Source organism: Pedobacter metabolipauper (genome assembly GCF_004362715.1).
GTDB lineage: Bacteria > Bacteroidota > Bacteroidia > Sphingobacteriales > Sphingobacteriaceae > Pedobacter > Pedobacter metabolipauper.
The window spans coordinates 364435-376573 of record NZ_SNYC01000006.1 but is presented as its reverse complement, the minus strand read 5'-3'; the positions used below and the strand labels follow the sequence as shown (position 1 = coordinate 376573).

The window sequence follows — 12139 nt, the reverse complement described above, 5'->3', positions numbered from 1 at the left end:
TAAAATAAAAACCCTGTCCGGTATATATGCCGGACAGGGTTTTTTGTTAACTTCGCTTATGGTTTTAACGGACACCCACACCCATCTGTATTACGAGACAGATGAGGAAAAACAAGCCTTGCTGATGCAGCGCTGCTTTGACAATAAGGTAGAACGGTTGTTTTTGCCCAATGTAGACATCGCTTCCATAGCTAAAATTGATCACCTGGTTAGTAAATATCCGGAAAATTGTTTTGCCATGGCCGGGTTACATCCTTGTGATGTGAAGGAGGATTATGAACTTGTTCTGGATGAAATATGCGAGAGTTTGATGGACCGGCAGATCTATGCGATCGGAGAGATTGGGATTGACCTGCACTGGGATAAAACCACGCTTGATTTTCAAAAGACCGCGTTTACTGAGCAGATCAATTGGGCCAAGGATCTTGATCTTCCTATTGTAATTCACTGCAGGGAAGCCTTTGATGAAGTGTTTGAAGTATTAGAAAAGGAAAAGGACGAAAAGCTCAGAGGCATTCTGCATTGTTTTACAGGAAATCTGGAACAGGCGCAAAAAGCAATTGATCTGGGCTTTTACCTGGGCATTGGCGGTGTGGTTACCTATAAGAACGCTGGTTTGGACGAAGTTTTAAAAAGCATTCCGTTGGCCAACCTCGTACTGGAAACAGATTCTCCTTATTTAGCCCCATTGCCGTTTAGAGGTAAGCCGAATGAGAGCAGTTACCTGGTTTATATTGCAGAGAAGCTAGCAGATATTTATCAGGTAGACCTGGAAGAGATTGCATCGGTAACTACAGCCAACTCTATCCGTATTTTTAACGTTTAATGAATGACTAAAATACTCATTATTTATACCGGTGGAACAATTGGGATGGTTAATGATCCAAAGACGGGTGCATTGATCCCCTTTGATTTTAAACAGATCCGTCAGAATGTACCTGAGCTGGACCGTTTAAATTATGATCTGGATGTGTATTCTTTTGATCCCATTCTGGATTCTTCCAATATGACCCCGGAAATTTGGGCAGAGCTTGCCCAGCTGATCTCCAGTAAATACGACGATTTTGATGGTTTTGTGATCTTACATGGTTCTGATACTATGGCTTTTACTGCTTCTGCGTTAAGCTTTATGCTGGAAAACCTGAGTAAGCCTGTGGTGCTTACCGGTTCGCAGCTTCCAATAGGGGAGATCAGAACAGATGCTAAAGAGAACCTGATCACTGCATTAGAAATTGCAGCTACAAAAAATGAAGGGAAAGCAATGATTCCCGAAGTGTGTATCTATTTCGATTACCAGTTGTTTAGAGGTAACCGGTCTATTAAATACAATTCTGAAAAATTTGAAGCTTTTCGGTCGCCAAATTATCCGATCCTGGGAGAAGCCGGTGTAACCCTTTCTTTTTTTAGCAATTACATTTTGCCACAGCCATCTGATCGGCTAATTGTACATTTAACGCTGAACCCGAACATAGGGGTTTTAAAATTGTACCCGGGTATTTCACCACAAGCGGTAAAGGCCATTACCCACTCACCGGTTGATGCGATTATCCTGGAAACATTCGGTTCTGGAAATACAAGCACTGCGGAGTGGTTTATCGATTGCCTGAAAGAAGCGATCGCGCAGGATAAGATCATTGTGGACATTACCCAATGCCAGCGGGGTTCTGTAGAACTTGGTATGTACCAAACGAGCAGAAAGCTGCAGCAAATGGGTGTTGTTAGCGGATACGATATGACCTTTGAGGCGACCACTACGAAACTGATGTACTTAATGGGACAGGGATTGGAAAAGAAAGATGTAGAACGGCTTTTGGAGCAATCTTTAAGGGGAGAATTAACTGCTTAAGGTAAAAGTTGTATTTTACATTTCTACACCGGGATTATAATCTTAGTTTTGTGCTGTTATGATGAATATAGAGCAAATTTATACGGGTTGTTTAGCAGAAGCCGCCTATTACATAGAAAGTAATGGTGAAGCTGCAATTATAGATCCATTGCGTGAAGTAAGTCCTTATCTTAAAAAAGCAAGTAAGGATAATGCACGCATTAAGTACATTTTTGAAACGCATTTTCATGCTGATTTCGTGTCAGGCCACATCGATCTGGCAGAAAAATCTGGTGCGGAAATCGTCTACGGCCCAACGGCAAGTACCTCTTTTAAAGCTCACATCGCTGCTGATGGGGAGCAATTTAAGGTGGGCGATCTAACCATTACTGCGCTGCATACTCCTGGTCATACGCCAGAATCTACTACCTATTTACTGACGGATAAAGATGGTAAGCCCTACTGCATCTTTAGCGGCGACACTTTGTTTATTGGTGATGTAGGCCGGCCCGATCTGGCCCAGAAAGGTACGCTGACTGTAGAGGATATGGCCGGTACCTTATATGACTCTTTACATGATAAGATCTTAACCTTACCGGATGATGTTTTGGTATACCCTGCACATGGTGCCGGTTCTGCCTGTGGTAAGAATATGAGTAAAGAAACTTTTGATACGTTAGGTAATCAGAAACAAGTTAATTATGCACTTAAAGCTGCTACTAAAGCACAATTTATAAAAGAGGTTACTGATGGCATTCTTCCTCCTCCTCAATATTTTGCAAAGAATGCAGCAATGAATAAAAACGGATACGAGCGTTTTGATGATGTTTATGAGAAGGGATTGAATCCATTGTCTCCGGTTGATTTTGAAGCGATGGCCAACCAAACTGGAGCCTTGATCCTGGATACAAGAGACCCGCAGGTTTTTGCTGCTGGTTTTATCCCATCGTCTGTTAATATTGGTCTTAATGGTCAGTTTGCCCCTTGGGTTGGTGCATTGGTAACCGATCTTCAGCAACCGCTGCTACTGATTGTTGAAAGTGGTAAAGAAGAAGAAGCAATTACCCGTTTAGCACGGGTTGGCTATGACAGCACTATCGGTTATCTGGATGGTGGCATTGACAGCTGGCTTGCTGCCGGTAAAGAGGTAGACACCGTTAAATCTATACCAGCCACTGAATTTGAAGCGGTTTTTAACGCCAATCCGGATGTTCATGTTCTTGATGTAAGGAAGCCCGGTGAATATGAGGCCGAGCATCTTGAATTTACCCTTGCCCGTCCGCTGGACTACATCAACGACTGGACAAACGAGATTAATCCAAATGATACTTATTATATCCACTGCGCTGGTGGATACCGTTCTATGGTTGCCGCTTCTATTCTTAAAGCAAGAGGTGTGGATCATGTAATTGATATCGCAGGTGGATACGGAACGCTTAAAGCTACCGATTTAAAAAGAACAGACTTTGCATGTCCGTCAAAAGCAATGAAGGTTTAATTTTTACAACCGTGTGCATTTAAAGGAATTTAATTTATGTTTGCACACACATTTTTTTACCTGAAATGCCAGGAATAAATCAGATAAAACTACCCATAGCTGCAGATATAGATGTCTTTGAAGAAAAGTTCAAAGCCTCAATGCATAGTGATGCGCCTTTACTGGACCGGATTACACATTATATTGTAAAAAGGAAAGGAAAGCAGATCCGTCCGATGTTTGTTTTTTTTGCAGCTAAACTTTGTGGTGGTATCATTGAATCTACCCACCGTGGTGCTGCCCTGGTAGAATTGCTTCATACAGCCACACTGGTTCATGATGATGTTGTGGATAACGCGTATGAAAGACGTGGGTTTTTCTCTATCAATGCCTTATGGAAAAACAAAATAGCGGTATTGGTTGGCGACTATCTGCTGGCAAAAGGTTTGCTGCTATCTGTAAATAATGGTGAGTTTCGCTTACTACAGATCGTTTCTGAAGCGGTGAAACAAATGAGCGAGGGTGAGCTGCTACAGATTGAAAAGGTTAGACGGATGGATATCAGTGAAGAGCTTTACTTTGATGTGATCCGGCAAAAAACAGCTTCATTAATCGCTTCCTGCTGTGCATGCGGAGCCGCATCTGCTGGTGCTGATGAAGAAACTGTAGAGAAAATGCGGTTGTTTGGTGAAAAGGTTGGAATTGCCTTTCAGATTAAAGATGATACGTTTGATTTCGGTACTGATGATGTGGGTAAGCCTTTAGGTATAGATATTAAAGAAAAGAAGGTTACACTCCCATTAATCTATGCGCTGAACCGGGCTGAGAAATCTGAAAAGAAGCGAATCATTAACCTGGTTAAGAACCATCAGGATGAGCCTGCCAAAATTCAGGAAATCATCGACTTTGTGAATGAAAAAGAAGGTGTTCATTACGCCAACGAAAAAATGCTTCAATATCAACAGGAAGCTTTTGATATTTTATACAGTTTTGAGCCTGGCGATGCCAGAACTGGCTTAGAACAGCTTGTTCGGTACACCACCGAGCGTAAAAAATAGGTTAATCATACATTTGTTGCATAACAACCTATGTTTATCTGTCTAAAAAGCCTATTTTCATAAAAAATATCTTTATGAAAGCCTTATTTGTTTTGTTTGCCTGCTGTTTTGTTCTTAATGCTGCTGCGCAGGATGATTTTAGTGTTGTCTTTAACAAGATCAATGCAGATGTTCAGTCAAATTCAAAAGCATATTCCAATTTAAAGTCGGCCACAGAAACTATTGGACATCGTTTAACCGGGTCTGCTAATGGCGCTAAAGCAGAAGACTACGCTTATAAACTACTTAAATCTTATGGTTACGATGTTAAATTTCAACCTTTTGAAGTAGAAAGCTGGAGCCGTTTAACCAATGAAACAAAAATAGGATCTTCTGTTGATTCACTCTTAAAGATAACTTCTGTAACGTTGGCCCATTCTCCGGTTAAAGCAAATGTAACTGCTGAGATGGTTGATATGGGCAATGGCTTAGAGGAAGATTATGTAAAGAACCCGGATCTGGTAAAGGGTAAGATTGCCCTTGTCTATTTGGGTGTACTTCCGGGATCTCCTGCTGGTACCCCATCTTTACACCGTTCTGAAAAAGCATCAATTGCCACAAAATATGGTGCCTCTGGGATTATCATTATCAATGGGGTTAAAGGCGGCGTATTGCTTACCGGTACGGCTTCTGTTACTGGTAAACTGATTCCTATACCAGCAGTATGTATCGGGTTAGAGAACGGTATGCGGTTTAAAGAGCGTCTAAAAACACAAAAGATGTTTGCTAACCTAAATATGACCAATTTCTCTGGTGCTATAAAAGCACGAAATGTAATTGCGACTTTAAAAGGTACTGCCTATCCCAATGAAAAGATTGTTGTTGGCGGCCACCTGGACAGCTGGGACCTTGCTACCGGAGCAATTGACAATGGAATTGGTTCTTTTGCAATTATAGATATGGCCAGGACTTTTAAGGCGCTAAATCTGAGTACTAAGCGTACGGTTGAGTTTGTTCTTTTTATGGGCGAAGAGCAGGGTTTACTAGGTTCTAAGGCGTATGTTGAAGCAGCGAAACATTCAAATGATCTGGATAAAGTGCGGTTTATGCTAAACTACGATATGACCAATGATCCGAAAGGCTTCTCGACCAGCAGGAATGAAATGAAGGATCTGTTTACCGCATGGGGAAGTCAGATCGTTAAGCTGGACACGGGGTTTAAAAATATGTTTTCCGTAGGTGCCTCACTGCATAGTGATCACCAGCCTTTTATGCTGCAGGGTATTCCTACCGGTGGGGGTGCTGGTGGAAAACTGCCAAATAACTCCGGACCCTATTATCATTCTGACGGAGATGTATTTAAGCTGGTTGATGAACAAGGAATTAAAAATACGGTCCGCTACAGTGCTATGCTTACCTATGCACTTGCAAATACAGCTACTATTCCCATTACACGGTTTAGCGAGGTGGCATTGAAAGATTTCTTGCAGGAAAACAACCTGGAGGTTCCGTTAAAGATTGCCGGCGAATGGAGATGGTAAAAGCTCTTCTGTAATTCTTTTCAGATCAGATTTTTTAGCTGCAGTTACGTTTATGAGATAAAAGTTGCTGCCTTTAGCGCTGTTCCATCTCCAGTTTATTTGATCTATGGTTTTTATTTTTCCATTGTCAAACCACCAGGATGCATACAGCTTATCGGTTCCTTTTACTAAAGTTCCGGTGTAGATCTCTTTTCCTTTACAAAACTCTTTTTTTATGAATTTAAACTCATATCCACTCCCTGTCCAGCAGATCATGGGGTTGTGTTCCGGAGAATAGAACACCGATGGCTTCATGTAGATCAGGGCTTTTGAGTTTTCAAATTTTAAAACTTTACTATCCAGAATGGTCTTTTGAAAGCCCTCTAAGGTTAAGCTTTTTTCATTGGGATAGCTGTATAGCCGTGTTTTGTAGGTTATAGCGCTGTACATGATGGATATAAACAGGAGCAGATGTACTGCTGGGATCTTAAACTCTGGTTTGAATCCACGGTACTGCCTTTCTTTGTTTTCAGGGATTTGTACTTTGCCAAATTTTTTAATTACGGGTTCTGTAAGTAGCGTTAACGGTAAAATTACATAAACGAACAGGCTAAAGATCCCTACAAGATCATGCATGGCTGTTCCAGGCATAATTTTGAAGAGTACAATAAGGAGTATTCTAAAGTAATTTGAAATGAGGTTTAACAGAAATGTGCCTGTCATTACGGATACTATTCCGAAGAAGGATAACGATGCGTTCAATTTCTTTTGATAAAAGGAAAGGATGAAGATGGCTATCAATAAAGAGATATTGAGCATGTTTAACCCTGCACATGCCTGGTCGATGTAGAAATCATAACCGTCTATTTTTATGATATTTCCTGCTGATTCTGAATAACTCCCACCAAGGGCTATGGTTTTAGCAACAATGTCGCTTAACCATAACCTGAGCGGGAAGCTGAGCGTATCACTAAAGAACTTAAATAAGGGAGAGATCAATACGATGACAAAAAAGAAGGTCAGGCTGATTTTTCCCTTGAAACTTTCGAATAGTAATAATGAGGTAAATAGTAATGCAAAGAATACCGTTGATTTAGCTGAGATAAAGATTGCAAGTACTGCAAATACCAGTGCCGGGATTATAAAGCGGGTTGACAACACCCCTTTTTCTACCCTGCAAACAAATGGGATCATAATAAGACCAATAATTAAGCTAATGTTCCAGGTTAAATAGAATTTGAGCAGTATTAATCCGATAATTAGGTACACCAGGCAAATTATTGATCTTATAATATTCATAGGTTAGGTGTATTTGATCTTGTGTTTTGATTGGTACAGATAATAAAGCAGGATTGCTGCTGTTAATGCCATTAACATCCATTCATGTGGTTCTGGCGCCTCACCTGATGATTTAAAGGAGGCATTTTGCAGGCTGTTTTTACTTTCTTCAATGCCAAACCTGTCATAATCTTTTAGGGTTTCAAGAACGATTAAACTGGACATTGGCGATACGATATATGCTTCGCCAGCGGTTTTTAAGAGTTCGTCATTCACGTAATCCTTGTTAAAGTAAGTCGGGCCAACTTTTTTCAGGATGTCATTATAAGCATACAGGCGTAATAAATGATCTGGCGCTTCATTTGGCAGTATCCCCGGTGTTTTTTCTATTGCCATTTGAGCACTTTCCAGGGTAAGAACGCTGGGTTGTTCCTGGAGCAAGGGAAATGATCTTTTTTGGAGCTGTAATGCCAGTTGGTTTAAGTCTCCTTCGTTGTATTTGAACACACCAAATTCTTTCAGCGTTTTTAAATAGGGGTTGAGCTGTGTTCCAATATTGTATACGTGCAATGGAGTGGCCCTGGCTAAATATGCCGATGTATTTTTCTGAAAAACGCTATTCTCCAGGTCGCTTAAATTTGGGGAATTGTCACTTCCCTTAGTGATCAGTAGTGCTGTGCCTGGCTCAGTGATCTCAAAGAAAGGAAACAGACTAAAGTTCAATACATGCAGATCCTGGTAAATACCTTCTAAATTGTCTTTGTTAACCTGGACCAGGTGATCGGTATACGCATATACTTTTTGATCTTTTATAGTTTCCCAAATGGTATTTAACTCTTCCTGGCTCCAGGAACTATTGATGTCGAGGTAAATTTTTTCTGGCTTAAAGGCTGCATTTATTGTTGAAGCTTCTTTAAGCCTATAGCTCGAACCGTTAAACGAAAAGGAGCGGTTTGATAGCGGTACGCTCTGGAATGAAAGGTTCCATTTGTCTATGTAATCCCTGTCTATCACTAATGGCTTGTTGTTTTTGAATTCAAATTCTGTATCTAATGATGTTGGTGTGCCGGACGATAATGCCCGCGTTGAGGAGAACGTTGAGAACGTTGAGAACGCCGAGAGCGTCGAGAGCGTTGAGAGCGATAACTGAATGGTTTCCTGTGCGTGTGTAGATGCAGGGCCGTTAAAATAAGGGTTCTCATAGCTTAAGGTACTGCCGGTTTTTTTTAATGGGCTGGTAATACCGATCCTGAATTTCCTGTTTTCTTCTGTGTTACATGGAAATACCCTTACACTTACGGTATTTCCTTCCTGCCAGTGAATTACTGATGGATCTCTCGATTCTACACCTACAATAGTTTTATATGCCGTGTCTGCCTTGCCCTTTGTTGTTAAGCGTGCTTTTTGTTCTACTCCATTGATCCATAAGGAGAGTGAGCTGACTACAGCGCCTTCTGACAGGTGAAAGGTATAAATTGCCTCTTCTTCTGAACGCCATCTGCGGTGGCTTTTATTACGGATACTTAATGTTTTTTCTGTGTAAGCCATCCTGTATTCGGGATAGATCTTAATGTTGCTTACTACAGACGCTGTTTCGAGATTCTCTCCGGACCAGAGCCTTTCTTGTGCAGGATGTCTGGAGTCGTACATGGATTTGAGGATCCTGATCCGGTCGTATTCATAAAGATTTTGCTCTTTCGTTAACAGGCTTGCTATATATACCAGGGGATCATGCTGTTTGGGCTCATCAAAACTTGTTCCTCCAAAATCACCCCAAAACCAATTTCCTGTACGATCTGGAATGGTATAAACCAATCCTGCCTTCATTATTTTTTCTGTAAGGGCTGATTTTGGTACTTGCTGGCTAATTAGTACCCAGGTTGGCAGTTTGCTTTCATTTAGGGTATTGTGATTAATGGTTTGTGATATCATTTTGTTGGTCTGGTTCCATTTCATGGTAAACCCCGTACAGATGATTAAAGGGAGCATTACGCCGAGTGCAAAGGGATATTTTAGTGCTGGTATTTCTTTCACTGATCTGATTGCAATGACCAGTGTTAGTATGGTTAAAAAAAGTGGAATAAGAAGGTGGAGCGAGAGTCCGAAAAAAATGGCTGCCACCAGGCTTAACAGATAGAAAGGAATTAAATAAATGGCATAATACATAAACAGGATTAGAGATGCGCCAAGTATAAAACTAAGGATATGCCTTACATATACAGGAAGCTGCTGCTGCACAGTTGTGAGTACAAGTGCTGAACAGGCGATACATATATAACAAGACAACCAATTGGTAGAATTGTCAAAAATGTTCATTTCCTGGTTTAGTGAAAATGCGCTGATAAACCACAGCACCAACATTAGTACCACATATTCTTGTCTTGATTTTGACAATTTCCAGCGATGCACGGAGAATGTTCTTATAATCAGCGCGACGGTATAGCTCAGTGTAACGATGAAGCTGAAACAAAATATAAGCATGTTTGAGTCATCATTGTTTTTATACATGCTGGTGATCAAAAATACAAGTGCCGATGCAATTATGGCAATGATGCCGCTTAGTCGGAATGTATCGGACTTGAGGTCGGAGAGTAGGTTTTTCATGATTGTACAGGGGTTGTTTGATTTTTGTTCCAGTTGATCTTAACAGAAAAATACATCAGCCCTGCAACGGTAATGAACAGACCTATGCTTCCAAATAATAACGCCAGATCCTGTAGCTGGATGATGACATAGATGAAGCAGTAGAAGATGCTTAGTATTAGCGAGAAAGCGATAGCCGCCTTTTTGTTTCTCAGATATGCTGCTATAAATGAACTAACCAATATTATGGTTGCCAGCGACGCAATGATGTAGGCTATGGTAAAGCCAATCTGCTCTGTGAAGGATAACAGCAAGCCGTAATAAATGATCATTGCTGCCCCGATTAATACGTACTGTAGTAAGTTTACACTGATCTTGTTGAGTAGTTCGATAAAGAAAAGCGATATGAAGCTTAACAGGATGATCAGCACCCCGTATTTGGCTGACCGCATCGTTTTCTGATACTGATCAACGGGTAAAAGGAACTTAATGCCAAATGTAGCCTTTACCTGATTTTGACTCGTAAAAGCGTTGCCTGTGCTATTCCATTGCTGCGGGAAGGGTCTGTTAAAGTTAGACATTTTCCAGGTTCCCGTAAATTGCTTTTCTTTAATTTCCCGGTGTTCAGGCAGGTAGTTGCCTGTAAAGCTTGGATTATTCCAGTCTCCCTGAACATTTACTGATGTGTTCTTGCCAAGGTGAAGAAAGTTGAGTTCGTCACTGCCCCTTAGATCCAGGCTGTAGTCAAAATGAATAGATGTATTCCTGGTTGCGCTTAGGTTTGTCTGCGTGGCCAAACTATTTTCAAATAGATTTTCTGAAGCAAAGTCTGGTTCTGCCGTATATATAGAATCTCCTAGTTTAATGATGGGACTGTTTTTTAATCCTTTAAAATCACTTAATCCGGCGATGATCTTTACTTTATCCCAGGAAACCTGATCTGGATTAATGCCTGATTTTTTAAGTTCAAGCTTACTAAACTGACCTTGGATACTAATTTTAGTATTGTAAACTACTGCGTCAAATATTCCCCTATGGAGAATTTCTGGTTTAACCTGGCTTTTAATCACCAGGTTCTCCGGAAGAATGTAGATGGTAGAATTTTCATCCTTAAAAGTTATCTTTCCATTGTTATCCGTTGTTTTTGTAACTGTTTTATACGGCAGCTGCATAACCGGGCTTTCAATAAGCTGGGCTCCTGACCATTTCTCTGTAATTTCTGTTGTTGCCTCATTTTGTCGTTCTTCCCGTTCTGAAATAATCATTTGTATCCATGATGATGGAATAAGCAGCAGGAGGGTTAGTGCGCCTATTAAGAAAAGCTTTAAGGCTACAGAGTCCTGGATCTGATTGGCCAATGATTTTTGCTGTGGTATTTGAAATGGGTCCATTTTTATTTGTTTTAAAAGTACTTTGAAATTCAAAGTAATTAGGTAAAAAAAATTATAATTTTTGTTGTTTAATTAAATTTTCAAGTGCAGAGAGGTGCTTTATGAAAGCTACCCTGCCTTTTTCTGACGCGGCATACGTGGTATTTGGCTTTTTGCCCAGAAAGGATTTATAGATAATGATATATTCTTCTTTTTCGAGTGCTTTTAGATGGGACGCAAGATTCCCATCTGTTACGGCCAGCAGTTCTTTAAGAGAATTAAAATCATAATTTTCATTTGCAACCAGAACGCTCATGATCTGGAGGCGGATCCGGTTTTCAAATGCTTTGTCGAATTGATCTAATACTGATTTCACCTGTCGTATTTAAAGTGCATAATTGAACCATAGACAATGTGAAGGACACCAAAGCCAATTGTCCAGAATATGATACCATACCCTGGTAGTAATGCGGCCAGGAGACCTAAGCAAATCTCAAGTAACCCAAGCCATTTTACATCGGTATAGGTATATTGACTGCCTGAGACCAGTGCCAATCCATAAAAAATAAGGCAGGCGGGAGCAATGACCCCATAGTTTCCCCTAAGCATGAGGATAAGTATAAAGATGCCTCCTGTAAATAGTGGAACAGCGACATTTTTAAGCAGGCTTTTGCTGCTGGGGTTCCATACGTTCTGGTTTTTTTTCTTTGCCTTGCCTAAGGTTAGGTAGAGGCCGGTAACTAAAGAGAGTACAAGTACTGCTGCTGCAATGAGGAAGAGCTTCCAGATCAGGCGATCATCGCTAATATAATAATCACGGTATTGCATACCACCAGTTCCATATACAAAATAATAGCCTAAGCCTGCACCAATAATTGCGTAGATGCCTGCTAAAATTCCGGATAGTCCACTTAAGGATATGAATTTGGCAGATCGTTCCATTAGGTTTCTAATGGAGCTAAGTTCAGCATAGATTTCTTTCTCTTCCATAAAAGTACTTTGTGGTTCAAAGTAAAGTATTAATTTTTATATATGCAAGAATTAATTAC

Annotated in this window: 10 protein-coding genes; 5 read left to right on the top strand and 5 right to left on the bottom strand. The window is 40.6% G+C overall.

Annotated features, from left to right (window positions below; all coding sequences use genetic code 11):
• The first annotated feature begins 58 nt into the window (after positions 1–58).
• The 5 genes from ATK78_RS18430 (at position 59) to ATK78_RS18410 (ending at position 5880) form a co-directional block, all read left to right on the top strand.
• Positions 59–826 (top strand): TatD family hydrolase, encoded by a 768-nt coding sequence (locus ATK78_RS18430; protein WP_133577592.1) that lies wholly within the window; start codon positions 59–61, stop codon positions 824–826.
• Between the two features lie 3 nt (positions 827–829).
• The gene (locus ATK78_RS18425; RefSeq protein ID WP_133577591.1) at positions 830–1846 is read left to right on the top strand and encodes an asparaginase; all 1017 of its coding nucleotides are present in this window, start codon (positions 830–832) and stop codon (positions 1844–1846) included.
• A gap of 58 nt (positions 1847–1904) precedes the next feature.
• Complete coding sequence (locus ATK78_RS18420) at positions 1905–3323, top strand: MBL fold metallo-hydrolase (RefSeq protein ID WP_243732570.1); 1419 nt, start codon at positions 1905–1907, stop codon at positions 3321–3323.
• 65 nt (positions 3324–3388) lie between these two features.
• Positions 3389–4360 (top strand): polyprenyl synthetase family protein, encoded by a 972-nt coding sequence (locus tag ATK78_RS18415; protein ID WP_133577590.1) that lies wholly within the window; start codon positions 3389–3391, stop codon positions 4358–4360.
• A 74-nt stretch (positions 4361–4434) separates the two neighbouring features.
• Complete coding sequence (locus ATK78_RS18410; protein ID WP_133577589.1) at positions 4435–5880, top strand: M28 family peptidase; 1446 nt, start codon at positions 4435–4437, stop codon at positions 5878–5880.
• On the opposite strand, the gene xrtN is transcribed toward ATK78_RS18410, so the two are convergent.
• Genes xrtN through ATK78_RS18385 form a run of 5 tightly spaced genes read right to left on the bottom strand, consistent with a single transcriptional unit; the run spans position 5851 to position 12080 of the window.
• Positions 5851–7158: an exosortase N gene (gene xrtN / locus ATK78_RS18405; RefSeq protein ID WP_133577588.1), complete on the bottom strand. Its 1308-nt coding sequence runs from the start codon at positions 7156–7158 to the stop codon at positions 5851–5853. The two genes, ATK78_RS18410 and xrtN, sit on opposite strands and share 30 nt — an antisense overlap.
• Before the next feature lie 3 nt (positions 7159–7161).
• Positions 7162–9741: an XrtN system VIT domain-containing protein gene (locus ATK78_RS18400; RefSeq protein WP_133577587.1), complete on the bottom strand. Its 2580-nt coding sequence runs from the start codon at positions 9739–9741 to the stop codon at positions 7162–7164.
• Complete coding sequence (gene creD / locus ATK78_RS18395; RefSeq protein ID WP_133577586.1) at positions 9738–11111, bottom strand: cell envelope integrity protein CreD; 1374 nt, start codon at positions 11109–11111, stop codon at positions 9738–9740. The genes ATK78_RS18400 and creD overlap by 4 nt, the downstream gene beginning before the upstream one ends.
• Positions 11112–11163: 52 nt before the next feature.
• Positions 11164–11466, bottom strand: a complete 303-nt coding sequence (locus tag ATK78_RS18390; RefSeq protein ID WP_133577585.1) for a winged helix-turn-helix domain-containing protein — start codon at positions 11464–11466, stop codon at positions 11164–11166.
• On the bottom strand, positions 11463–12080 hold the full coding sequence (locus ATK78_RS18385; protein ID WP_133577584.1) for a hypothetical protein: 618 nt from the start codon (positions 12078–12080) through the stop codon (positions 11463–11465). Before ATK78_RS18385 ends, ATK78_RS18390 begins: the two co-directional genes overlap by 4 nt.
• Between the last annotated feature and the right edge of the window lie 59 nt (positions 12081–12139).

Bases quoted from the DNA above. Each gene is read 5' to 3' on its own strand.
- ATK78_RS18415 (WP_133577590.1), top strand. From the start codon at position 3,389: ATGCCAGGAATAAATCAGATAAAACTACCCATAGCTGCAGATATAGAT.
- ATK78_RS18430 (WP_133577592.1), top strand. From the start codon at position 59: ATGGTTTTAACGGACACCCACACCCATCTGTATTACGAGACAGATGAG.
- ATK78_RS18400 (WP_133577587.1), bottom strand. From the start codon at position 9,741: ATGAAAAACCTACTCTCCGACCTCAAGTCCGATACATTCCGACTAAGC.
- xrtN (WP_133577588.1), bottom strand. From the start codon at position 7,158: ATGAATATTATAAGATCAATAATTTGCCTGGTGTACCTAATTATCGGA.
- ATK78_RS18425 (WP_133577591.1), top strand. From the start codon at position 830: ATGACTAAAATACTCATTATTTATACCGGTGGAACAATTGGGATGGTT.
- ATK78_RS18420 (WP_243732570.1), top strand. From the start codon at position 1,905: ATGATGAATATAGAGCAAATTTATACGGGTTGTTTAGCAGAAGCCGCC.
- creD (WP_133577586.1), bottom strand. From the start codon at position 11,111: ATGGACCCATTTCAAATACCACAGCAAAAATCATTGGCCAATCAGATC.
- ATK78_RS18385 (WP_133577584.1), bottom strand. From the start codon at position 12,080: ATGGAAGAGAAAGAAATCTATGCTGAACTTAGCTCCATTAGAAACCTA.
- ATK78_RS18410 (WP_133577589.1), top strand. From the start codon at position 4,435: ATGAAAGCCTTATTTGTTTTGTTTGCCTGCTGTTTTGTTCTTAATGCT.